Annotated in this window: 19 protein-coding genes; 12 read left to right on the top strand and 7 right to left on the bottom strand. The window is 45.8% G+C overall.

Annotation, left to right across the window (positions count from 1 at the left end):
- Window positions 1-61 precede the first annotated feature (61 nt).
- Window positions 62-1,096 (top strand): VWA domain-containing protein, encoded by a 1,035-nt coding sequence (locus IDZ20_RS14580; protein ID WP_188152182.1) that lies wholly within the window; start codon window positions 62-64, stop codon window positions 1,094-1,096.
- Here IDZ20_RS14580 and metE read toward each other — a convergent pair.
- A complete protein-coding gene (metE, locus tag IDZ20_RS14575; RefSeq protein ID WP_188152181.1) occupies window positions 1,064-3,478 on the bottom strand; it encodes a 5-methyltetrahydropteroyltriglutamate--homocysteine S-methyltransferase in 2,415 nt (804 codons plus the stop codon). The genes IDZ20_RS14580 and metE overlap by 33 nt on opposite strands.
- Window positions 3,479-3,636: 158 nt before the next feature.
- On the opposite strand from metE, the gene IDZ20_RS14570 reads away from it, so the two are divergent.
- On the top strand, window positions 3,637-4,518 hold the full coding sequence (locus IDZ20_RS14570) for a LysR family transcriptional regulator (protein ID WP_188152180.1): 882 nt from the start codon (window positions 3,637-3,639) through the stop codon (window positions 4,516-4,518).
- Here the strand turns inward: IDZ20_RS14570 and IDZ20_RS14565 are convergent.
- The gene (locus IDZ20_RS14565) at window positions 4,515-4,694 is read right to left on the bottom strand and encodes a hypothetical protein (RefSeq protein ID WP_188152179.1); all 180 of its coding nucleotides are present in this window, start codon (window positions 4,692-4,694) and stop codon (window positions 4,515-4,517) included. The two genes, IDZ20_RS14570 and IDZ20_RS14565, sit on opposite strands and share 4 nt — an antisense overlap.
- A 256-nt stretch (window positions 4,695-4,950) precedes the next feature.
- On the opposite strand from IDZ20_RS14565, the gene IDZ20_RS14560 reads away from it, so the two are divergent.
- Both IDZ20_RS14560 and IDZ20_RS14555 read left to right on the top strand, forming a co-directional pair.
- Window positions 4,951-7,035, top strand: a complete 2,085-nt coding sequence (locus IDZ20_RS14560) for a TonB-dependent receptor plug domain-containing protein (protein WP_188152178.1) — start codon at window positions 4,951-4,953, stop codon at window positions 7,033-7,035.
- Window positions 7,036-7,282: 247 nt separating this feature from the next.
- A complete protein-coding gene (locus tag IDZ20_RS14555; protein WP_188152177.1) occupies window positions 7,283-7,945 on the top strand; it encodes a DsbA family oxidoreductase in 663 nt (220 codons plus the stop codon).
- Between the two features lie 28 nt (window positions 7,946-7,973).
- On the opposite strand, the gene IDZ20_RS14550 is transcribed toward IDZ20_RS14555, so the two are convergent.
- Complete coding sequence (locus IDZ20_RS14550) at window positions 7,974-8,999, bottom strand: sulfite exporter TauE/SafE family protein (protein WP_188152176.1); 1,026 nt, start codon at window positions 8,997-8,999, stop codon at window positions 7,974-7,976.
- Window positions 9,000-9,279: 280 nt separating this feature from the next.
- Here IDZ20_RS14550 and IDZ20_RS14545 point away from each other — a divergent pair, with 280 nt between their 5' ends.
- The 6 genes from IDZ20_RS14545 to IDZ20_RS14520 all read left to right on the top strand — a co-directional run bounded on the left by IDZ20_RS14545 (window position 9,280) and on the right by IDZ20_RS14520 (window position 16,395).
- Window positions 9,280-9,882: a TetR/AcrR family transcriptional regulator gene (locus IDZ20_RS14545; RefSeq protein ID WP_188152175.1), complete on the top strand. Its 603-nt coding sequence runs from the start codon at window positions 9,280-9,282 to the stop codon at window positions 9,880-9,882.
- A gap of 129 nt (window positions 9,883-10,011) precedes the next feature.
- Entirely contained in the window at window positions 10,012-12,348 is a 2,337-nt protein-coding gene (locus IDZ20_RS14540; protein ID WP_188152174.1) for an efflux RND transporter permease subunit, read from the top strand.
- A gap of 42 nt (window positions 12,349-12,390) precedes the next feature.
- A complete protein-coding gene (locus IDZ20_RS14535; RefSeq protein WP_188152173.1) occupies window positions 12,391-13,170 on the top strand; it encodes an outer membrane lipoprotein-sorting protein in 780 nt (259 codons plus the stop codon).
- A complete protein-coding gene (locus tag IDZ20_RS14530) occupies window positions 13,171-14,379 on the top strand; it encodes a hypothetical protein (protein WP_188152172.1) in 1,209 nt (402 codons plus the stop codon). It begins immediately after the preceding gene.
- Window positions 14,380-14,389: 10 nt separating this feature from the next.
- Window positions 14,390-15,526: an MBL fold metallo-hydrolase gene (locus tag IDZ20_RS14525; protein ID WP_188152171.1), complete on the top strand. Its 1,137-nt coding sequence runs from the start codon at window positions 14,390-14,392 to the stop codon at window positions 15,524-15,526.
- Between the two features lie 131 nt (window positions 15,527-15,657).
- Complete coding sequence (locus IDZ20_RS14520; protein WP_188152170.1) at window positions 15,658-16,395, top strand: class I SAM-dependent methyltransferase; 738 nt, start codon at window positions 15,658-15,660, stop codon at window positions 16,393-16,395.
- Window positions 16,396-16,406: 11 nt separating this feature from the next.
- Here IDZ20_RS14520 and IDZ20_RS14515 read toward each other — a convergent pair whose 3' ends face one another.
- From IDZ20_RS14515 to IDZ20_RS14500, 4 genes are all read right to left on the bottom strand, one after another.
- Window positions 16,407-17,573, bottom strand: a complete 1,167-nt coding sequence (locus IDZ20_RS14515; RefSeq protein ID WP_188152169.1) for a HupE/UreJ family protein — start codon at window positions 17,571-17,573, stop codon at window positions 16,407-16,409.
- Between the two features lie 147 nt (window positions 17,574-17,720).
- Window positions 17,721-18,824, bottom strand: coding sequence for a cupin domain-containing protein (locus IDZ20_RS14510; protein WP_188152168.1), 1,104 nt, complete (start codon window positions 18,822-18,824; stop codon window positions 17,721-17,723).
- 282 nt (window positions 18,825-19,106) lie between these two features.
- On the bottom strand, window positions 19,107-20,210 hold the full coding sequence (gene hisC, locus IDZ20_RS14505; protein ID WP_245792347.1) for a histidinol-phosphate transaminase: 1,104 nt from the start codon (window positions 20,208-20,210) through the stop codon (window positions 19,107-19,109).
- A gap of 90 nt (window positions 20,211-20,300) precedes the next feature.
- A complete protein-coding gene (locus tag IDZ20_RS14500) occupies window positions 20,301-21,212 on the bottom strand; it encodes a nuclear transport factor 2 family protein (RefSeq protein ID WP_188152167.1) in 912 nt (303 codons plus the stop codon).
- A gap of 594 nt (window positions 21,213-21,806) precedes the next feature.
- Between IDZ20_RS14500 and IDZ20_RS14495 the strand changes: the two genes are divergently transcribed.
- Complete coding sequence (locus tag IDZ20_RS14495) at window positions 21,807-22,037, top strand: sulfurtransferase TusA family protein (RefSeq protein WP_188152166.1); 231 nt, start codon at window positions 21,807-21,809, stop codon at window positions 22,035-22,037.
- Window positions 22,038-22,047: 10 nt separating this feature from the next.
- A complete protein-coding gene (locus IDZ20_RS14490) occupies window positions 22,048-23,502 on the top strand; it encodes an aminotransferase class V-fold PLP-dependent enzyme (protein ID WP_188152165.1) in 1,455 nt (484 codons plus the stop codon).
- Window positions 23,503-23,539: the final 37 nt, after the last annotated feature.

Here is a 23,539-nt window from a genome sequence, read left to right as displayed (position 1 = left end):
TTTTTATTTACCCCTGTGCACCCTAAGCCTTGCGCTTAGGGTTTTGTCTGGAGCTTTTGGCATGAACCTATTTCGATCTTTCCCCCGTTCCGCACCCTATAAACTCACTGCGTTAGTTATGGTTGGTGCGCTTTTGAACGCCTGTGGTGGTGGCGGTGGCGGCGGCGATAGCCTTGTCTTAACCGAGCTCTCTAGCAGCGCGCAACAACCTGCGGTGATTACTGTTTCTTTTAAGGCAAAAACCTATAGCGGCGATCCAGTTGCCGATTTAACCATCGCCAACTTTGAAGTGCTGGAAAATGATAAGCCGATTTCACTTTACGAAGCGACACCGAGCCTCGACAAAGACCCAGATGAGTTTGTTTACAATACCCTATTGCTACTCGACCTTAGTGGTAGCGTGTTGGCAAATAGTTTTGAAACGTTAAAATCCGCGGCGGCAACGTTTATCGATACCGCAATTGCCGATGCGAACAATGATCAGGGCAGCTTCCAGATTAAATTGGCTTACTTTGATGGCCGCGAAAATATTCAAGACCTATCAGAATATACGTCTAACAAACAAACCTTATTAGCTGCGCTCGACGCCCTTGATTCCTCCAGCTCGGCGGATAGCTCGACCAACCTCTACGGCGCAATGGTGCAAGGTGTTTCCGATATCGATGATGTTGTTGAAGGTTTTAATATTTCCGGGATCGTTTCTGCGGGCTCTTTAGTTGTGTTTACCGATGGTAACGACCAGGCCGCTCGTGTGACTAAATCGACTGCGCAATCAGCTGTCGATCGCGCCGCCGAAGGCTTAACCATTTTTACCATTGGCTTAGAGGGTGAAGTCGATCAAAACGTACTTAGCCAACTCGGCCGTGACGGTACCAGTTTCGCGACTGACATTTCAGGTTTGGTAGCGGCCTTTAACGATATCGCTGCACGTATTAACGACGAGGCAAACAGTATTTACCTATTTAGATACTGTTCACCTAAGCGCTCCGGCGATTCTAACAAACTCACTATCATCGCCAATCGAGACGGTGAAAAGGGCCGTCTACACACCAAGTTTTCGGCCTCAGGCTTCAGCGGTGGCTGTCTTATCCAATAGTTTTTCGGGCCCTAATTGCTCGGTTATTAGTTGTTTGGCGCTGCGCAATTGCTTAGCCGCACTCACCATATTGCGCAGCGCCGGCAACACCTCCTGCCACTGTCGGGTTTTTAAACCGCAGTCTGGGTTTACCCACAAACGCTCACTGGGTATATGCAGCGCAGCTTTCTCCATTAAGGCTACAATCGCCTCTTCGGTTGGAATGTTCGGCGAATGAATATCATATACGCCGGGACCAATCTCATTTGGATAAGAAAATTTCTCGAACACGTCTAGCAGTTTCATATTCGAGCGCGAGGTTTCGATAGTAATCACGTCGGCATCCATATGGGCAATGGCTTCGATAATGTCATTAAAATCTGAATAGCACATATGGGTGTGAATTTGGGTGGAATCAGCAACGCCGTTCGCGGCAATACGGAAACTTTCAATCGCCCAGTTCAAATAATTATTCCATTCCGATTTGCGCAATGGCAAACCTTCACGCAACGCCGCTTCATCAATTTGGATAATGGCTACACCCGTTTTTTCTAAGTCCAGCACCTCTTTACGTATCGCTAACGCAATTTGTTTTGCTGTAGTAGCGCGCGCTTGGTCATTACGGACAAACGACCAATTTAAAATTGTTACTGGGCCGGTCAGCATCCCCTTTACCGGCCTCTCTGTTAGCGTCTGGGCATAGGCAATCCACGATAAGGTCATCGCGTCCTGCCGGTCGATGTCACCATAAATAATTGGCGGCTTTACACAGCGCGAACCATAGGATTGAACCCATCCAAGTGCCGAAAATATAAATCCTTCAAGCTGTTCACCAAAATATTCGACCATGTCATTGCGTTCCGCCTCGCCATGCACCAATACATCTAGGTCGAGTTTTTCCTGCTGTGTTATCGACTCACGGATTTGTTGTTGAATGAAGTCACGATACGCCAGTTCAGTTAGTTCACCGTTGCGAAACTTACGACGCGCCGCGCGGATATCACCGGTTTGCGGGAACGAACCGATAGTTGTGGTAGGAAAATTTGGCAACCGAAAGCGGGTACGTTGAACTAACGCACGTACCGAATAGGGCGACTTTCGTTCACCATAGGCGGGTGTAAGTTGGGACAGGGCAGCTTTCACACTAGGGCGATTAACCCGTGGCGAATGTTTTCTCGCCTGCAGCACAACGCGATTTTTTTCAAGCTCAGCGTTAATCGATTCGCGGCCGTGATTTAGTGCTTTCGCTAGCAGTGCCACTTCGCTTAGTTTTTGCGTTGCAAAGGCCAGCCAGGGTTTTATCTCGGCGTCTAAATGTTGCTCTTGAGCAAGGTCTACCGGTAGATGTAAGAGCGAACAGGACGGTGCCAGCCACAAGCGGTCGCCGAGTTTCTCCGCCACTGGCTCCAACCAATCTAAGGTTTTAGTTAGGTCATTGCGCCAGATGTTGCGACCATCTACTACACCCAAGGATAGAATTTTATGAGCGGGTAGGCGATCGAGCACACGAATAAGTTCATCGCTAGGGCCAGATGCAATAGTCGCCTGCTCAGCGCTGCCAGTATCGCGATTACTAACGTCGAGGTGTAAACCCTGTACGGGTAATTCCACGGTTAGCTGTAGGTTTTCGCGCAGCTCTCCAAAATAGGTTGCCAATAGTAATTTCGCGCCGGTAGCTTTCAATTGATGGTAAGCAATGCCAAATGCCTGTTGCCACTCTTGCGCTAGCTCTGTAACCAATATCGGCTCGTCGATTTGCACCCAATCGGCGCCGGCGGCTACCAGTTCCTGTAATAGTTCGCGATACACAGCTAATAACCGTGGCAGCAAGTCCAGCTTGTTTAAGGTGTTTTTTTCTACATCACTTTTGCAGCCATCACTTTTCCATACGCCTAAGGCTAAATAAGTTAAGGGCCCAATTATCACCGGCTTGGCGTTTACGCCGGCAGCCTTGGCTTCGGCAAACTGTTGCAGGAGTCTTGTGGGGTTGAGGTTGAACTCTGTACTGCTGTCGAATTCTGGGACTATGTAGTGATAGTTGGTATCGAACCATTTGGTCATTTCGCCAGCTTGTACACATTCACAGTCGCTAGCGCCAACCGATCGACCACGAGCAACACGAAAATAGTTATCAAGCTCATTCGCCAGAGGCTTTTCGCGTACCCGTGCCGGTATATTGCCAAGGGTAAAGCTCATATCCAGCACTTGATCATAAAGTGAGAAATCACCCACAGCGGCATAGTCCACACAGGCTTGAGTTTGCCAATGTTGTTTTCTTAAGCCTGCCGCCGTAGCTTGTAGCTTCTCTTCACCTGCTCTGCCGTGCCAATAGTCCTCCAATGCAAATTTTAGCTCTCGCTTTTTACCAATACGTGGAAAGCCTAAATTGTGAGTGGTAATCATGATTATCTCCAAAATCACGGCGCCGCTTTCACGCGCTTCGCCAATTAAACGTTAGACGCTAGTTTAGGAGGTGAGATACATGTATAAAAATGATATATATTCAACTATCATTCGATTTTACACATATATAGGCGGTACGTCCGTCGCCGGAAAAGACTATGATTGAACGCCAACACCTGAGCATATTACGCGCTATACATACCAGCGGTTCGCTTACGGCGGCGGCTGATCAGCTTTGCTTGAGTCAGTCCGCGGTTAGTCATTCAATCAAAAAGTTGGAACAAAAGATCGGCACGCCGCTATGGCAGGTAGAAAGTCGTCAGTTACGCTTTACCCCAGCGGGAACGCATTTACTCGGCTTAGCACAGCGACTACTGCCACAACTTGAGCACAGCGAAGCCGTATTGCAGCAAATCGCTCAGGGTGAACGCGGCGAGCTGCGTATTGGTATGGAGTGCCACCCTTGCTATCAGTGGCTATTGCGCGTCGTTTCGCCCTACTTGGCGGCTTGGCCTTCGGTGGATGTAGATGTAAAACAGAAGTTTAAATTCGGCGGTATTGGTGCGCTGTTTAACCACGAAATAGATATGCTGGTAACGCCCGACCCGCTATTTAAAAAGGGCTTAGATTTCACACCCGTATTTGATTACGAACAGGTGCTGGTAGTGGCCAATCAACACTCGCTCGCCAGCGCCGAATTCTTATCTCCCGCTGATTTAAGTGCCGAAACGCTAATTACCTACCCAGTAGAGGCGAGCCGTTTAGATATCTACACTCAATTCCTCTCACCTGCAGGGGTAAGCCCCGCCAAGCACCAAAGCATCGAAACAACCGATATTATGCTGCAAATGGTCGCGGCCGGACGCGGTGTGGCGAGCCTACCGCGCTGGCTAGTCGAGGAATATCAGCAGCAACTCGACCTCAAACCATTGCGCCTAGGTGCAACGGGTTTAATGAAAAGTATTTATTTGGGGGTTCGCAGCGGTGATGTTGGTTTGGCTTATATCGAGGGCTTTTTGAAACTCGCCAAAGCGCTCTAGCGATTCGACACAAACGCGTCAGCACTTTCATGCGCCAAGTTTTGCAGTAACAACTGATGCAAATGCCGCTTGCCTGCACCATTGATACACCGCAGGTTATCAATACTAACCCGACGTTCAGCAAATAACCGGCGTAAAGTTTCGCTCTCTATCTCAATTAAGATACGCTCGTTCATGTAACCTACCTCTTCATAAATACTACTACACTCGCTTGGTTTAGTAGCGACAATCAAATAGTAATGATAATCATTATTATTTGCAAGCTTGATTTTACGTATGCATAACTATGCTATGCTTCGGTTAGACTCTCTCAATTTCCGGCCGTAGATGCTCACAAATTTAGCGCAATCCGCTGAACGCGCTCAGCACAACGCCCTCCGTTATAAGAGCTAGTGATGGCGGAGGGGCTTCGATATTTCAGGACGAAATAGAATGGCACACCGGTATCTGTTACACAGTGTCGTGGTTTCGATTGCACTCGCCGCGCAAGGCGTTTCACCCCTTGCGGAAAGCGCAGCGCGGGTTGCACCTGACATCGATTACCTCAACCTAGACCTTGAACAACTGATGGAGATTAGCATCTCCACTGCTACCAAACGCCAGCAGCAACTCAAACATATTCCGGCTAGCGTAACCGTAATCTACCGCCACGATATTGAGAGCCAAGGCTACAGCTCCCTGCCTGAACTGTTTCGCAATCTTGCCGGTACCTATCTTCTCGACGACACACAAGATATCAGTATAGGCATGCGCGGCAATGCCGCCGGCAGTATTCAAGTCTTGCTCAACGGCATTCCGCTCGATCCCACTCAAATTAAGGGCCTTACACTTCCGGAGCGCTCTCAGTTTAATATTCCAATTGAAGCGATCGATAGCGTTGAAATTATCCGTGGCCCTATGTCGGTCATTTATGGCAACAACGCCTTTAAAGGCGCAATCAATATTATTACCAATGATTTAGGGTCGACAGGCAGCCTCCTAAACGCAAGTGTTGGCGACCATCGTAACAGTCTATTTGCGCGCTATGGAAAACAATATCGCGATGGTTTTTGGGTGGTTAACTGGGGCGCTAATCAAGAATCCGGGTTCGATGGTGCCTATGAAGATATGATGAGCACTGAACAGTACTCCGCCCTGCATCCAGACATGCACAGAACCATGGACGGTGATTTTAAGCGCGACGCAATCAATCTTGACCTATCTACCCGCTACGCAAATTTCAGTGGAGATTTACGCTACAGTAAAATGCGTTTTGGTAGCTATGCGCTTACGCCATCGTTTAATGACGGCAACCAACAAGAAGACACTAATCTAATTACCAGTACCGCCTACGATAAGACTCTATCTGACAACTGGAGGCTTAGAGCACAGGGAGTTTACAGCGAACACAAGGTCGCTATAGATCAGCTAGATTTTATCTCGCCAGAAATCTACGCAAGTAAAAACTATCAACAGCAACAATCAAAACGCGGCGATATAGAATTAAATTCCATTTATGACAACAACGCCAGCTTTGAAATTCTACTTGGCTATCGTTATCAATCTTTATTTGATACACAACGAGATGTATCGGTGCCAAGTATTGGCTTGGATTTTTTTCTAAAAAATGAGCCAATCCAAACACACGACCTTTTCTTTCAAGCCTCATGGCAACTAAATAAGAAGATAATGTTAGTTGCCGGAAATCGCTGGACCCATGCAAATGAATATACGTCCACCAGCTTCAATCGCAATAGTAACGAAACCACGACTGTTAAGGTACACGCGAACAATAGTAACTATAGCGTGCCGAACATTGCGGTAATCTTTTCACTAAATAAGCATAATGCGATAAAGCTGCTCTACGGCGAGGCACTGCAAGACAATCAAGATTTAGCCTTTTCTAGGCCAGAGAATCTTAACACCTACGAATTGAATTACGTTTTTACCAAACCAAAATTTACCGTTAATTTCAGTCTTTTTAATGCCTACGCTAAAAATTTGTTTCGTTTTTCGCACCGTTTTAATAGCCAAACCCAACGCTACGAAGACGTTGCCGATAACCACGGAAAAACCTCTTCCGAGGGGGCGGAGATAATCCTAGATTATCAACCAAGCGATAAAGTTAACGTTCAAACGAGTGTTGTATGGCAACACTCTGATGACACACAATACACCCACATCACATCCGGCTACTCGCCGGAGCGGCTGTTTAAATCGAAGCTTTCGTACCAACACAACCATATCAATTACGCGCTAAGTTTTTACTATTTGAGTCATATGTATGCCGATTACCGCTATCTTGATTCAACGACTATTGGCGACTATCAGCGGATAGGTGATGAGATTGGCGCGACAACGTCGATAAACATTAACCTTCGCTATGCCCCGCGGCCGAAAGGTTTCTTTGCGCAACTCCATATCGAAAACCTCACCGACGAAGAAATTCGCTACCCAGCGGTTGAGTTAATTGACCTTCAGCACGGGTTAATGGAAGTCGGACGCAGCGTAGCCATTAGCGGCGGCTGGAAATTTTAGCGAGCTCTAATCGCGAGCGAATAGTCGGTGCGATTATGGGTAACCTATGTTCCAATTGGTTTGAACCGAGTATTCACGCCACGTCCTTGATAATTCCATATATTTATTTTATTCCCCTTAGGATATGTATTTCACCTTCTTGCCACGGCGTAATCATGCCAGCAGAATCAGCGCTGATTTTCCCAGCGAGCATGCAGCTACACCTGCAGTTTAGTTTGCTACCACAAATGTCCCCGAGGAATAGAACATGGAACATCGTTTAAATGTAGCTTTCGTCTCCGATATCGTATGTCCGTGGTGTGCATTGGGCTTTACCAAGTTAATGTTGGCCGTAGACAAAATGTCTCCCAATATTGCCGTTACTGTCGAATGCCTGCCTTATGAGCTAAACCCTGGTTTGGGCGCTGAGGGAATTTTACTTAGCGACCATTTAGCCGAAATTATGAACGCCGGCGCAGAGCAAATCGCACAGGTGCAACAGCGCATGACACAAATGGGCGCAGACACGGGCTTTACCTTTAATTTCTCACCGACCTCACGTATTTATAACACCAACAAAGCGCATCAATTACTTCTATTAGCAGCCGAAAGCGGCCAGCAGCTAGAACTGTATCAGGCTTTATTTGAAAGTTACTTTTCATTAAATAAAGATATTGCAGATAGCTCGATACTGATTGCTATCGCTAAACAGATTGGTATGGATGTTGAACGCGTGCGCTCTACTCTTGCCACTAACGCCTTAAACGAAGAAGTATTAGCTGCAAATAAGCGTGTTAAGCTGCTCGGTGTAACCGGCGTTCCGGCGCTAATTTTGGATGATAACCAAGTATTAAAAGGTGCTCGGGAAGTCGATGATTTAGTCGCGCTATTAACACGCTACGCTGAAAATAATCTTGTAACGCCGTTATAGTGCTTCTATTTAGAAAATTACAAACTACTTAGCGATCTTGATAATTGGCGAGGGTAAGCGCAGCGGGGTAATCCTGATACTGCTTGCCTCGTCGGTTGCCACGCCAAAGAAAGTAACTAAAACCAACGCCGCAAACCGCAACAAAACAGCCTATTACCTCTTGCATTCGTGTTGAAAACTCTAAAAACACCAAGGTGCTTATCAAGTCTGCAAGTATTAGTAGGCAAACAAATGTTACCAACTGCCAGCGCTTACAGTGACATACAATCCAAGCCCCAAACGGCGCTCCCACAATTACCACTGGAATACAGACCAACCAATAGGGGATAACATTTGCGATATCTTTTACTATCACTCCATGTAACGCAAAGCCGTAGATGGAGCTCAGTGCCATTACAATAACACTGGTGGGAACACTAACTTTTTCCTCCATTCGGTAACAGAGCGTCAAAGTCATAAATAATACGAGGTCTACTCCCGAGCCAGTATTTTCTGCAATGATACCGCCGAGGAACCCTAGTAGAATAAATTCAGCTTTCTGTAAACCCGTTAGATAAATCAGTTGTTGCCATGCCAAACGCCGCCCAGTGATAACACTGTAAAGCAACGCTAAGGCGAATATTGATATCATCGTCGTAAAGAGTACCCGCGCGTATATATCAGGCAGATGCAAGAAAAACGACGCCAGAGTTATACCGCTAAATCCACCAATTGATGTGTAAAAAATTACCCTCCACAAAACCCTAGTGCCACGCGACCAAATATAAATAGCCGCAGCCGTCATCCCAAATGACTGAATCATCATGCCAAAGGTTCGTGAATCCGCTGATGAAATATGCAGTAGCTTGGTAAATACCGGGTAAGCAACCGCGCCACCGCCGGTAGGCGTAGCGCCGGCCACAAAAGAGCCAAACAACATGGTTACACTCATCTGCCACCAATCGGCAAATAACACCCATGAATTCGTCACGCTCATATAGGTTAGCCAGCCGCTATAAACAATAAATAGTGCGATTACGTAGGCGTACTTTTTTAATTTAAGAAAACTATCCATGTTGTTCGTCGTGTTTAAGAGGATGTTAATTTTTAAAGGTGGAAATCCAGAACGCCTAAACTAGCAGTGGCAGGTCAAAAAAAATAGATTATAAAAATATACTTTTATGAAAATTGGCGTTAAATATCCACAATGGCGCGCTTATTCGAATTTGTCTCATGTCGTTTTACCGCGAAGCAACCGCAAGTTGTGGCAACAGATTAACCTAAAGGATTGCAAACAGACCGATTGGTCTGTAATAATCCGCCAACGCTAAACGCGCCCAAGGCATGAGGTAGGTATGAGCCCCCCAAGGGATCCCGAAGTTACACGCAGGCACATTATTGAAATTTCCGCTCAAGAAATGCTGGAGCAGGGCTTCAAAGCCGCAAGCCTGTCCACCATTCTCGAAAAAGCAGAAGTGTCGAAAGGCGCTTTGTATCACCACTTTGCCAGTAAAAAAGAATTGGGTTATGCGGTTTTCGAAGAAATATTTGCCCCCGCGTTTTTTGAGCGCTGGGGGGCGCCTCTAGTCAGTGAAAACCCAGTGGACGCGCTCAAAGATTGGCTGCGACAACTATCTAAAGTTATGACTACGGCAGAACTAGAAGCCGGTTGCCCAACAAGTAAAATCGCCATGGAAATGGGCCGTGAAGATGACGGCTTTAGAGACAAGGCGATGCAGCTATTCTCCGACTTAGGCAAACGCATGGAAAAAGCTTTTGTGAGTGCATCAGCGAAAGGCTACCTGCGTCCAGAGGTCAAACCCGGACCAGTCGCCATCATGATCGTGGCTACCATGCAGGGCTTGATGATGCAGGGCAAAGTGGTAGGGGACATTAAAAGCTTTCGCCTCGGCGTTGGCTGCCTAATTGATTTTGTAGAGTCACTGCAACCAAAGTGACATAAAACTTGGGTGTACTAAATACACCTCATAATAACCCCCCATCTCGGGGTTTTCTTTAATTTTAAAACAAACCGAACGGTCGGTTTGTTAAATATATTTTAACTGCGCTAAACAAAGGACCTCGCTATGGACGCAAACGCCGGTAATCTCTCACTGACAGAGCGCTACGCGCACTTCGTAACCTCTCGGCCCTGGCTTACGATTGCTATTGCGCTAGCAGTCTCCCTCTCGATGATGTCTGGTATGCAGAGGTTTGCTTTCGACCAAGACTACCGCGTATTCTTCAGCGAAGAAAACCCTCACCTCAGCGCCTTCGAGCGCCAGCAAAAAATCTATACCAAGAACGACAATGTGCTATTTGTTATCGTGCCTAACAACGGCGAAGTGTTTAACAAACAAACCTTAGCCGCTGTCGAAGAAGCCACCGAACAGGCATGGCAGTTACCCTATGTACTCCGCGTCGACTCAGTCACCAATTTCCAATATTCTCACGCCGATGGCGACGAGCTAATCGTCGAACCCTTGGTAAGCGGGGCAGAGCAGTACTCCGCAGAAACGCTGAAAACAAAACAAAGCATCGCCCTCACCGAACCCAATCTTCGCGGCCAGCTCATTAGCGAAGATGCCGAGATCACCGCATTAAATATAGTATTCGAAATGCCGCAGGTGCAACCTGAGAAAGAACTACCGGAATTGGTTGGCGCCGTCCGAGAATTACAATCCAAACTAGAAGCCAGCTACCCTGTTACGGTAAAACTTACCGGCGTGGTGATGCTATCCAACGCATTTTTTGAAGCGTCAATGAAAGATCAACAAACACTGGTACCCGCGATGTATGCGGTGATTTTACTGGTAATTGCAATTTTGTTGCGCTCCGCGACTGCGACATTGGCGACGCTCTTGGTCGTGTTTTTATCTATGCTATCTGCGCTCGGCAGTTTTTTCTGGCTTGGCGGAAAACTTTCACCGCCTTCATTTTCGGCATCCACCATTATCACCACGCTAGCCGTGGCTGACTCCATCCATATTCTGGTTACGCTTTTTGAAGGTATGCGCCGCGGCATGAGCAAAGTCGATGCGATGCGGCGCAGCTTGGTGATTAATATTGCGCCGGTATTCCTTACGTCGCTTACCACGGCGATCGGTTTTCTATCCATGAACCTGAGCGACACGCCGCCGTTTAACGATCTCGGTAATATCACCGCCTGGGGCGTAGTCGTCGCGCTATTTTTATCCATGACATTATTGCCAGCGCTCATTACTATTTTGCCGGTTAAGGCTTCGAAAAAGCGCAATCGTGTGAGTCACGCAATGGACGCCATCGCCAACTTTATCATTGCCAAGCGCACACCCGTATTAATTGCCATGGTGGTATTCAGCATAGTCGCTGTTAGCGGTATTAAATTAAACAGCTTCGACGATAACTTTGTCGGCTACTTCGATACTAGTATTCAGTTTCGCAACGATACGGATTTCGCTAACGATAATCTCACTGGTATTTATCAAATTCAGTATTCGCTCGAATCCGGCGAAGACTACGGTGTTAGCGATCCGGTATTTCTAGCCAAGGTCGACCGGTTTGTAGAATGGTTTAGAAGCCAGCCAGAAATCACACACGTCAATAGCTTTACCGATACCTTCAAGCGTATCAATAAAAATATGTATGGTGATGACAATAGTTATTATCGCCTGCCCGAAGACAAAGCCTTAGCTGCCCAATATTTGCTGCTATATGAAATGTCGTTGCCGGAAGGGTTAGATCTAAATAACCAAATGGATATAGGCAAAAGCTCTACCCAAATTATTGTCACGGTAACCAATACCACTTCTAAGCATATTGCCGAAATAGAACAGCGCGGTCGCGACTGGCTATTACATAACACGGGTATGAGTTCTTATGGGGTGGGGCCCGCCGTCATGTTCGCTCATATTTCGGATACCAATATGCGCAGTATGTTTATTAGCTCACTCGTAGCCATTCTGGTTATCTCGCTGATTATTATGTTGGTTCTTCGCAGTGTTCGCTTAGGTGTAATCAGCTTGGTTCCAAATTTACTACCAATCGCCGCGGCCTTCGGTGCTTGGGGTTATTTGGTTGCGGAAGTGAATGTCGGTGTATCCATGGTTACGGGTATGGCACTAGGAATTGTAGTAGATGACACTGTGCATTTTTTGAGTAAATACCAACGCGCGCGAATTGAACAAAAGTTAACGGCTGAGGCCGCTATTCGCTACGCCTTTTCATCCGTCGGCGTTGCTTTGGTGGTTACCACTATCGTACTGATGGCTGGGTTTATGATCTTAGCCCAATCGAGCTTTGGGATGAATTCCGGCATGTCACAACTAACTAGCGTTGCGATCATATTTGCATTAATCATCGACTTCCTTTTATTGCCCATTTTATTACTGTGGCTGGACAAAAAGGATTACGCAATAGCGGCAATTACGAGAGCAAATAGCTAATAGGCTCTGCACCCGCAACACATTAAAAACTGGAGAGATACAATGAAACATCTTATCGTTGTCCTGTGTACAACTCTATTAAGTTCTATTTGCTTGGCGCTAACCCCTGAACAGCGCGGTCTAGAGATTGCGATAGAAGTCGATCGTCAAGATATAGGGTTCGGCGATTCACAAAGCAATATTGTGATGATCCTAAAAGACAAATACGGTAATGAACGTACTCGGCAAATGCGCAATCGTACGCTTGAACAAAGTGACGACGGCGACAAATCTATGATTATCTTCGATAGTCCCGGCGACGTAAAAGGAACCGCCTTCCTGTCTTTCACCCATCGCGCCGCAGACGATGACCAATGGCTGTTTCTTCCCGCACTAAAACGCGTTAAGAAAATATCGTCCAGCAATAAAGCGGGTGCCTTTATGAGTAGCGAATTTGCATTTGAGGATATCGCTTCACAGGAAGTGGATAAGTATAGCTATACTTTTTTACGAGACGATAAATATCAAAATACCCCGGTATTGATTAATCAATTACAGCCAAAAGATCCAGCCTCTGGTTATTCTAAACTTGAAGTTTGGGTAGATGCGAAGCGTTATATCCCGCTAAAAATAGACTTCTATAATCGAGGCGGAAAGCTTAAGAAGACATTGGAATTGAGCGATTACAGCCAATACCTTAATAAGTTTTGGCGTGCTGGAAACTGGACGATGGTAAATCACATCACCGGGAAAAGTACCGTACTTAAAATGCAGGATTGGCAATTCCGCAATGGCTTTGACGATCAAGATTTTAATAAGAACAGCCTCTCACGAGCAAAGTAGATGAACAACAGATTCGTAAAAATTGTCTCGCCACTTCTAATTTTAAGCGCGACTAACATTGTAAGCCACGCTGTTTTCGCTGGCGAAGCGCTAGGTTACATTGGCGCCGAGGCGTTGGCTTTTCTCGAAGACCCGTTGTTCCCACGACAGTCAGATGCCAGTATTTCACTCACATCACAACTGGAATATTTTCACGACTTTGACGATTCCAACCAACGCTTCGCAATTACTCTTTTTGGTCGTGCCGATAGCCAAGATGACGAGCGTACCCACGCCGATATTCGCGAGCTTTATTGGTGGAGGAATTTCCACTCTTTTGAAGCCTATGCCGGAATACGTAAAGTATTTTGGGGGGTAACCGAATCAGCACATTTGGTGGATATAATTAACCAAGACGACAGCCTAGAGTCTGTCGATCGTGAGGAAAAACTCGGCCAGCCAATGTTACAGCTTATTAAAGTTAGCGACTGGGGTACCTGGGAATTATTTTCGCTATTCGGCTTTCGTGAGCAAGCTTTCCCCGGTGAACAGGGACGGTTAAGAGCAGGCTTACCTATCGATGAAGATGCAATCTATGAGTCTAGTGACGAGCGTGAGCATATCGATTTTGCAGCACGCTGGAGTCATTACTTTGATGTAGTTGATATAGCTGTTAGCTATTTTACCGGCACTTCACGCGATCCAATTTTTCTACCGCAATATAGCGGTGGAGTCCCCACATCTTTACTGCCGTTTTATAGCCAGATAGACCGCGTTGGTTTAACAACACAGATTACACTAGGCTCCTGGTTAGCCAAGCTCGAAGCGACGACCACTAGAGAACGCTTTGCCCAAACTAGCCAAGCCGCCGTGGTTGGTTTTGAGTACACCTTGTTTGGTATTGGTGGTGGTGAATCTGACCTTGGTTTATTAATGGAATACCAATACGACGATTTAAAAGGGCCGCGTCAAGTTCTAAGCCAAAATGATGTCGTCGGCGGCATTCGTTGGGCACTCAACGATATTGACGGTTCCCAGTTGCTGTTCCTCGCTAGCCACGATCTCGATTACAACCATCAATTTTATTCACTAGAGTATAGTCGGCGTATTTTTGAAAACTGGAAATTTGAACTTGAAGCCGCGGCATTTACGGCTGACGACCCAACTTCTCTAGATTTCTCGCTGCGCTCTGACGATTATCTACGTTTTGAATTTAAACGCTACTTTTAAAGGGATACTCATGCGCACTGGAAAAATCGCATTAGCGCTTAGTGCTTGTCTAATTGTCTTACCCAGCATTGCAGCTAGTGCCGAACGCGACAGCACGGAACTTGATGGCGCTGAACTTAATACCAGCGCGTTGCAAAGCCAATACGGGGACAATTTAGCGCAAACAGTTCAAGCTGAAGAAATAGCCATACAGCTCGCTAAACAGGAAATGCCCGCGTTTAGTAAAATCATGTGGTGGCGTGTTAAGCGAATGTGTAACAAGGGCATTCGTAACGATCGGAAATTAGTCCAACGTTCCAATTTGCAACCAAAGCCGGTTCTATTTCCACCCTTGCAGCCAAAGCAGGCACAGTTAACCTGGCTTGGACACTCCTCGACTTTACTTCGCCTAGGCGAAGTAACCATTCTTACCGACCCATTACTCGACGATAGTGCGGCGCCCGTTTCCTGGGCAGGGCCCGAACGTGTAGTTGCAGCACCTCTTCGCGCCAGTCAGTTACCTTTTATTGATTATGTGGTTATTTCCCATAACCACTATGACCATCTCGATTTAGAAACCATTAAAACAATAGCCGCACAACCGCGTGCAGACGGCCAGCAAACATTGTTCCTTGTACCTCGCGGAGTACAAGCCTGGTTTGAAAAACATGGAATTACGAATAGTGTGGAACTAAGCTGGTGGCAAACCCACAGTATTAGTAACGGCTTACAATTTACCGCCGTGCCGGTACAACACCACAGTGGCCGAGGTATGCTGGATCACAATAAAAGCTTATGGTCTGGCTGGGTTATACAAAAAGATAGTTTTAGCTTTTTCTTTGCTGGTGACACCGGTTATGATCCGGGCTTCGCGGAAATTGGTAAGCGTTTTGGTCCATTCACTCTTGCCGCGATTCCTATTGGCGGCTACGCGCCTCGACATCTTATGAAATATGCGCATATAAACCCAGAAGAAGCCGTTGCAGTACACAAGGATATCGGATCTAAAAAAACCTTAGCAATACACTGGGGTACATTTCTTGACCTAACCGACGAGCCTTTTTTCGAACCTGCCGCTCGCTTATCTACTGCCGTAAATAAAGCAGGTTTGGCGCCGAATGAATTTAATGCGGTAGATGTTGGCGAATCCATTATGGCAACTTGGTAGTACCCCTAAGTGATTACACACTGGTATTGCCGCTAGCTCCTTATTTAACGAACGCCATCAACGGCGCATAAAAACTACCACGACCGTTTAATTACGGATTATAGTTAACTTGGTAATTAAAGGTTAGTACCATGGATGATATTGGGCTGGATGCAGTACAGTCTAAACCACACGACGATTATATGGAGATACCCGTGAAAAAATTGTTCGCCGATAGCTATTACATGGCCGTAGTAGGAAAATTGGTCGCCACCGACGCCCCCAAAATGTTTGATATTCTTTTTCAGCTTCCCTGGTATAAACAACTACACGAGGATTGGCTTTCCGAGCTGTTTTCTGGTTATAAAAATGCGCGAGTTTTGGAGGTTGGATGTGGGCCAGGTCAACTTATGCGGTCTGCATCGAGCTGGGGACATACTGTTGTCGGGTTAGATCGGTCGGAGAAAATGCTAAAAAAAGCCCGCAAGAATTTGGCGAATTGCTCAAACACTGAGCTGGTGCTAGCTAGCGCCGATGATATTCCCTATACCCCTAACACGTTCGATTTTGCTGTTGCAGCATCGCTTATCAACGTTGTCGACGATCCCTTACCAATTCTTAAAGAGATGGCCCGTACGGTTAAATCCACTGGTGTTGTATCGTTTTTAGTACCCTCAGAAAAAATGAGCGCACGCTCTGCAGCAGCTCATATTCGCGAAAATCGCTTGGAAGGGATGTCCTCCGGTGCTTTACGCATGTGGGCAACTCTCGCGAAAAAGATGTCTGCCGATCACTGTGAGCAGATCGCACTGGCGGCAGGCCTCGTCGACGTAGTGGTTACCCCCAGCTTCGATGGTATGGTTCATACCACCATGGGGCGCAAACCTTAATCTATGTAAAGCTAAAGTCTCTGTACGGTTAAAAATGCGCCCATAAGTGCAATACTTATCGCCCCAGAAGGTATGACTATTCGGCGATACCAAGACTTGCCTTGCATTAGGAACAGGACAGGAAGGGTGGCAGCTATTATCACCAGTTGTCCAACTTCAACCCCCACATTAAAGGCCAATAAGTCGGCAACAATATTATTGCTGCTTTCGATTAACTCCGCCAGAACGTTGGCAAAGCCAAAGCCGTGAATAAAGCCAAACCCAAACGCGGCCAGCCAGCGTTTGCTGTAGGTGAACGGGAATAGAATACTCAACCCAGCAACTACTAGTGATACGGCAATTAGCATTTCGACCAGCGCGCTCGGTAACTCTATCAGCCCCAATGTCGCGGCGATTAGCGAAATAGAGTGAGCCAGCGTAAAGGCCGTTACAACTTTTAAGATTTCTCCTATAAGGTTAGCGACGTCCTTGGTTCTCACCTGGCGGTCATGATTCCGTACCGCGCTGACCGGAATAATAAGGGCCAATACGAAAAGAATATGATCGTAACCGATTAGAATATGCCACACCCCGAGCACGACGAAGCTCAGTATAGAACTGAGCATATTTTTGCCTTTTAGCGGTATTAGCTCTTTTAGGTTATTACCGCTGAGGATATAACTATAGTTGTCGTCACCATTTTGGTAGGAAACCAAAGCACTATGATTTGGAACCGTATCGAATAGTGCGTCATAGTAGAGATAGGGTGTTACGCTACTTCCGCAGCGATAGTCTAGCGCTACACCTAATATAGGTTTTGATTCTGTGGTTGTTTTAGGCTCTTTTTTTTGGGTACGAAAACGATATTCGGATCTTTCGCACGGCACGTAAGGCCGCTGCTTGGTCAAGTCGTCCGATTCGCTTACTAATTTAATACGACTATCAAGGTAGGCGCTGATAGCGCTGCCAGATCTGTGTAATTCTTCTAGGGTAAAGTCACCGTCACCATTTCTATCTAAACCTAAAGCATAACTTAGCTCACCAAGGGGCAGCTCAAACTCCGCTAAGGTGGCCGTTTTCGTAGCGGTAAAATTTAATATTGTCTGACTATCAGTGTGTGCGCAAGCTTGTATAGCCGCTAAATGTATTGCGCCAATATGAAAAATTACAGCCGTCAAAACATGCTTTAGTTTGAACATAGTGAGGCTATTCCCTTAGTTGTACTAATCAAGCGTTCTACTTATTAAGCGTTGTACTTATCAAGCATTCCGCTCAAGGTCACTATTCATCTAGCGCTGGAATCGATCCTAGCGCTAGATGAATATGCCTAAGTTTTGTCTTATTAACTACTTGGTGTCTTTTGTGTAGGCGTTCAAACGAGCTTGTCGATTCTCTTCACTATGCCAATTTTGCAACCAAGCAACGGGATCATTTTCCATTGGCTGTGCAGATTGTGATTGAAAGAAATCCGAAAATATATCGTAGTCAAATACATCGTATTCCCAATGATTCGCTTCCGGAAATACGCCAACAATATTCGCTGTTTCCTTGCCGACATTGATAAAGCCATGGGGAACCATAGGTGGAATATTGAGGATGTAGGGCGCTTGCACGGTAATTTTTTCATCGCCAAGTTGATAGTACATTGTACCCTGCAGTAACACGTGTGCTTCTTCGCCTACGTGGGCGTGTAGCGGTGCACCGTTACCGGGGATGGTATGGGTCAACACAACCGTCAGGTTTTCAAATCCGTGACGTTGGCCTTCCATCACCCATAGGTATTCATTCGGTGCGGGGTTTATAGCAACCATTTCATCGCGATGAACAATATAGTCTTCTACGGAATCCATAGTCGGCGCATCAAATAGTGCTGGCAGTGTCGCGGTGACGACTGGGTAGTAGCCATGCTCGGCATCTGCGTGCATAGCCGCACGTTCTTCTGTCACGGGGAGATATATTTCACCGCCTGGTGCAATACCCTCACCATCGGCAGGAGAGTAGGTGGATTCAGTAACTGGAATATAGATATCTTCGGTGGTGAATTTAATAAAGATATCTTCATCCAGTTCGTTGCCCATTGTGTTTTCAACAACGCCGTTATTTTCAAGATAGTACTCAGTGCTGTAGTCTAAACCCTGAACTGGTTTAAGAATTACGGTCGCACCACGAATATCCATTTGGGTTTCAACTAACGAATCGTTGTCGAGGCGCTTTAGCTGAAAGCTATCTGCAGATGTTGCTGGGGCTACGGCGGTATCGAAGAATATATAAATAGGCTCATCAATATCGGCGGTATCTTCCATATGTGCTGGCATGGTTGAGTTTAGGCTTAACTCAATTGAGTTCGCTGCTATATAGTCATCTAAATCAATCTTGTCATCTTCATCACAACCTGCAAGCAGTAGCGCACTCGCGATAAGTAGTAGCGCGGTATAATTCCGGTTTAGCATTGTCCTTTCCTCAGTATTTGTTTGTTATTTTCAATATGGGCGATGTGGTTAAGCAATTCAGAATATGCTTAATTACAGCGATTATTCATCACTATAGCTTTCATGATTTTTGATTATAGAATTTCAGTTTGCAGCTCTACAAGACGGGTACAATAGTCGCCTAAGTTCCCTTTAATAAATATATTGCTACTCTAAGCGCGGCGCCGACGTTTATTTATAAGAATTATTTCCATATTTATTATTGCGAATTTATGCTAATAATAAGCCTATAATTAGGAACATTTAACTTACCGTCATTTCTAAATGACTATAGATAGCGTCTAACGCGATTGTGTTTTCGCTTTCCTTACCGATTGTTATGCGAATAAATTCACTCAACCCGTAATTGCTTAGCGGTGTAACGAGTACGTCCTTCGCGCGCAACGCCATCGTGGTTTGCATCGCATCACCTACATTTACGCAAACAAAATTTCCCTTAGATGGAATGTAATCCATACCTCGATCTATTAACTGTTCGGTTATTTGAGCCATACCGGAATGGGTAAGAGAAACAACTTTTTCAAGATGATCTACATCTGTTAGCGCGGCACTTGCCGCAGCCAATGCCAATCGATTTACATTGAAAGGCTGTCTAACACGATTAAAATAATCCGCCAATATAGGGTCACTTATCGCATAACCCACTCGCATTGCCGCTAGCCCCCATGCCTTGGAAAAAGTACGAGTAACAATTAAATTTGGATACCGCGATAGATAATTTAAACCATTCGGAAATGTCTCAGTATTACAGTATTCGATATAGGCTTCATCGAGCACAACAATGACATGTCTTGGCACGGCAGCAATAAACGTTTCAATTTGTTCGATGCTATTCCAAGTACCCGTGGGATTGTTTGGGTTGGCAATAAAAATCAGCTTTGTCTTCGAAGTAACTGCCGCGGCCATAGCCGCTAAGTCGTGACCGTAATTTACATCGGCTGGAACCTGAACTGCTTTTGCGCCAACAATAGCGGCTAATATTGGGTAGACCGCAAACGCATACTGGGAAAAAACAATTTCGTCGCCAGGACTACACAATGCTCTGGTAATTATATCCAACACATCATTCGAACCATTACCGAGGGTAATACCATCGGGATCGGCATTCGTATGTTGAGCGAGTTGGCTTCGTAATGGCTGACCGGCGGTATCGGGATAGTAGTGTGCGTCTTTGGCTAACGCCACGATTGCATCTACTGCTACTGGGCTTGGCCCCAATAGACTTTCGTTAGAATCAAGCTTCACAATATTACTTAAGTTTTGTGGCTCGACGGGTGGTTTAAATGCCCTTAATCCCGTAATACCCGGCACTACCAACTTGCTAAAATCTAAACTTTCCATATTCATAGCGATGTTCCTATTTGTTTCGCAAGGTTTTATACGAAGTGGCTATACCTACTTTGTCTTCATTTATCCACTTTCAGTTTTTCGATATAACTAAACTGATACGCGTTGGATGGTCGGCAGATCATCGAGATTAAAATCTATGTCAACCTGAAATATCTTGCCATTACTGCGCTGCATTGCGTTGGTGCCGATAAGGCCCTGCATCGGCACACCATTTTGGGTTATGCCATTGGCTTCCCATTCGATCAAAATATGATTCTTTTCCCCAGATACTTTTCGCGGCGAAATATTGATGGTGTCGAATTGATCACCCAGTTTTTGAAAAAATTGTTCAATCGCCAATATTCCCTTAACCGGGCCCACTGCGAATGGGTCGTTAAAGGTTGCATCATCGCGAAATAGCTTTAGCAAGTCGGTCATTTTCTCGGCATTTAACAAGCCGAAATACATAGACACGAACTCTTTCGGTTGCATATTGCTAATCCGTATCGCGCGCCGAAGCTTAACTGCAATATTTAGGAGATTCGCTAAGCCAATGAATGATAACGCGATAATCGAATGGCTTAGTGTGGTTTGATTATCTGGCTTAGCAACCATCAAGTAGAGAACCGTGACAATTAGCCCGATGTTGGTATAGCCAAACGCGGGGACGATACGCATCAAGCTGCGTTTGCCGCGCCGGCCAATTAACAAGAAGAAGAAGATTATCCACGAATTTATAAAGATGATAAGAGAGATTAACAGCGCTGCATTAATCCAATTGGGATTTAACGACAAATTTACCAGCGAAAATCCGTAGTTAGAGGCCAACAGCAATCCCGAGCTTATGGTGGCAACTAAGCCACCCATAATAAATACGCACTTTAATAAAAACACGGTTTCGATAATACCGAGTACGGTATGAAGGTGATCCGCACGGTTCATACGATTTCCCCAAAACGGGAGAGTCGCCGCTGTTCCCAGCCAAATCGCGGATGAGAGCACATGAATAAAAACCAGCATGATTAATCCCTTAAATTTTTCAAAAGTTCCGAAGCCATCTCGAGCCTCAAGTGCGCTCGATTATATCCCTCGTTTAGCATGCGTCAATGCGATCTTGCCTGATAATTCGTGGTCTTAGACAAATCAGGTATATCTTTAATTTATTCCCCTACACATTGCTCTGTACACTTATATTTGTTTACTTTTGTATAGTGGTATTTTGTAAAAATTATACTTTTTGGCCTATTTTTAGCCCAAGTTGGCAATATTCAAATCATCTTAAAATTAAATTTTTTTAATTTTCGGCTATCTAGTTGTTTTTTCAATTTGTTTACTAAAGTCTCCTACCGGCCTCTTTGTAAACCATCTTGTTCACTTCCCCTTAGTTGCTTACTATCGGCCCCGCTAAGATAAATACTGCTGTATGTATCGTCATAATTCGTTTTACGTCACATGATTTGTTATTGCGAATTTATTCGCTAATCATTAATAGTCGAATTAAAGAAAATAGTAGTGAAATAAAGAAAAGCCACCGCCCAGAGTTCACTGCCGATCAACCGAAATATTGTATTTGGTCGGCAGTCTACTCTTTACAAATGGAACCTATTAATCGATATGGAAATAGCTACAGAGCATTACATCGATGCCAAAGGCATGCTGTGCCCGCTACCGGTACTGAAATTTAAAAAATACATCAAGGATTTGACACCCGGTGATGTCATTCGGATTGACACCACAGATCCAGATTCGGTTAAAGACTTTAATATTTTCTCGGAGATGAAAGGCTACAAGATCGTCAGCCTTGTTGAGCACGCTAAGTCATTTAGTTTCGTTATAGAAATTTAATAGGGATATTATGAAGACTGGACACAAACTACTCACCCGGATGTGTAACAGCTTTTACGGTGCTGCTACCACTTACCGCCAAATTGACGGCGAATTCACCGCTCGCACCTATCTTGACTCTGCCGCATCCTGTTTGATGTTGAAGCCAGCCTACGAGGCCAGCCTTAAGTTTCTTGATCACTATTCAAACACCCACAGTGATACGCACAATTCAGCGATTATCTCTAATCAGATGTACAAGTGGGCCCATGCTCAGGTACTGCAATTTGTAAATGCCGACCCAGAAGAATACACCTGTATCTTTATGGGTAGCGGCTCTACCGCCGCAATTAATCGGGTTGCGCGTAGCTTGTCTGCTGCTCGCCCAGAGAAGCCAGGTGTTCTTATTTCGCTAATGGAACATCACTCCAACGATCTACCCCACAGAGAAACTCACGATTTCGCTGAGCATATTGGCTGTGTCGGCGAGGGAGTTGATCTCGGTTCGATGGATCTAGATGCACTTGAAGCTGCGCTAAGTAAACATCACGACAAGATAGATTACGTAGCCGTTACCGCTGCCAGCAATGTTACCGGTGTGGTTAATCCCATTCACGATATTGCGCAACGCGCTCACGCGCACGGCGCTCTTGTTGTGGTCGACGCTTCACAGATACTCGCGCATCGCGCACTTAGCATGCAGGGCATTGTCGGTGACGGCTCCGACGATATCGATGCTGTGGTGTTTTCCGGCCATAAAATTTATGCCCCCGGCTCTCCCGGTGTACTCGTTATCCGTCGGTCGCTAATTGATGGCGGCGCGCCAATGGAGTTTGGCGGTGGCATGGTGGATCAAGTTTTTAAAACCGAGTATACCGTCACGACAAAATTTCCAGACCGCGAAGAAGCCGGCACCCCAAATATTTTGGGCGCCGTAAATCTTGGTATGTGCCTCGATATTATGACGCGTATCGGTATGGATGTTATTGAACAGCACGAATCCGAGATGCTCAGTTATCTTTTTAATGAGATGCAGAGTATCGCCGGCATCACCATCTATGGTGATACAGATCTTTCCCTCGTGCCACGTACGGCGACCATCTCTTTCAACTTAGCTGGGGTCGACCACGGCTTGCTCGCCGCGATTCTTAACGATTACTTCAACCTTGCTCTGCGCAACGAATGCTTTTGCGCGCACCCGTACGTGCGCGAGATGATTTTGCAACAACTTTGGGATTTGGATCCAGACCTAGAAGAGGCTGAGATTGAATCCAAGAAGGGCATGGTGCGCGCAAGCTTTGGCTTAAACAATAGCATCGATGATGCTCATCGATTGGTTACAGCGTTAAAAGAAATCGACACACGTAAAGATTGGTATGTATCCCAATACCTGCGCAGCGAAGATGGCGGATTCAAACATCTGAAAGGCAGTATTGATTGGAATACCTATTTTTGCCCGTCCACAGTACTCGAATCGGTTCTATAACCCGGCCTTGTGTTTACAAGGCCGAAATATTTTTAAT

It is taken from the genome of Teredinibacter waterburyi, from assembly GCF_001922985.1.
Lineage (GTDB): Bacteria > Pseudomonadota > Gammaproteobacteria > Pseudomonadales > Cellvibrionaceae > Teredinibacter > Teredinibacter waterburyi.
Note: the sequence above shows the minus strand (reverse complement) of the source record. Positions and strands in the feature narration are given on the sequence as shown.

What these genes read in the sequence shown, in the direction of transcription:
- IDZ20_RS14580 (WP_188152182.1), top strand. Translation starts at nt 62, where the DNA reads ATGAACCTATTTCGATCTTTCCCCCGTTCCGCACCCTATAAACTCACT.
- metE (WP_188152181.1), bottom strand. Translation starts at nt 3,478, where the DNA reads ATGATTACCACTCACAATTTAGGCTTTCCACGTATTGGTAAAAAGCGA.
- IDZ20_RS14570 (WP_188152180.1), top strand. Translation starts at nt 3,637, where the DNA reads ATGATTGAACGCCAACACCTGAGCATATTACGCGCTATACATACCAGC.
- IDZ20_RS14565 (WP_188152179.1), bottom strand. Translation starts at nt 4,694, where the DNA reads ATGAACGAGCGTATCTTAATTGAGATAGAGAGCGAAACTTTACGCCGG.
- IDZ20_RS14560 (WP_188152178.1), top strand. Translation starts at nt 4,951, where the DNA reads ATGGCACACCGGTATCTGTTACACAGTGTCGTGGTTTCGATTGCACTC.
- IDZ20_RS14555 (WP_188152177.1), top strand. Translation starts at nt 7,283, where the DNA reads ATGGAACATCGTTTAAATGTAGCTTTCGTCTCCGATATCGTATGTCCG.
- IDZ20_RS14550 (WP_188152176.1), bottom strand. Translation starts at nt 8,999, where the DNA reads ATGGATAGTTTTCTTAAATTAAAAAAGTACGCCTACGTAATCGCACTA.
- IDZ20_RS14545 (WP_188152175.1), top strand. Translation starts at nt 9,280, where the DNA reads ATGAGCCCCCCAAGGGATCCCGAAGTTACACGCAGGCACATTATTGAA.
- IDZ20_RS14540 (WP_188152174.1), top strand. Translation starts at nt 10,012, where the DNA reads ATGGACGCAAACGCCGGTAATCTCTCACTGACAGAGCGCTACGCGCAC.
- IDZ20_RS14535 (WP_188152173.1), top strand. Translation starts at nt 12,391, where the DNA reads ATGAAACATCTTATCGTTGTCCTGTGTACAACTCTATTAAGTTCTATT.
- IDZ20_RS14530 (WP_188152172.1), top strand. Translation starts at nt 13,171, where the DNA reads ATGAACAACAGATTCGTAAAAATTGTCTCGCCACTTCTAATTTTAAGC.
- IDZ20_RS14525 (WP_188152171.1), top strand. Translation starts at nt 14,390, where the DNA reads ATGCGCACTGGAAAAATCGCATTAGCGCTTAGTGCTTGTCTAATTGTC.
- IDZ20_RS14520 (WP_188152170.1), top strand. Translation starts at nt 15,658, where the DNA reads ATGGATGATATTGGGCTGGATGCAGTACAGTCTAAACCACACGACGAT.
- IDZ20_RS14515 (WP_188152169.1), bottom strand. Translation starts at nt 17,573, where the DNA reads ATGTTCAAACTAAAGCATGTTTTGACGGCTGTAATTTTTCATATTGGC.
- IDZ20_RS14510 (WP_188152168.1), bottom strand. Translation starts at nt 18,824, where the DNA reads ATGCTAAACCGGAATTATACCGCGCTACTACTTATCGCGAGTGCGCTA.
- hisC (WP_245792347.1), bottom strand. Translation starts at nt 20,210, where the DNA reads ATGAATATGGAAAGTTTAGATTTTAGCAAGTTGGTAGTGCCGGGTATT.
- IDZ20_RS14500 (WP_188152167.1), bottom strand. Translation starts at nt 21,212, where the DNA reads ATGCTGGTTTTTATTCATGTGCTCTCATCCGCGATTTGGCTGGGAACA.
- IDZ20_RS14495 (WP_188152166.1), top strand. Translation starts at nt 21,807, where the DNA reads ATGGAAATAGCTACAGAGCATTACATCGATGCCAAAGGCATGCTGTGC.
- IDZ20_RS14490 (WP_188152165.1), top strand. Translation starts at nt 22,048, where the DNA reads ATGAAGACTGGACACAAACTACTCACCCGGATGTGTAACAGCTTTTAC.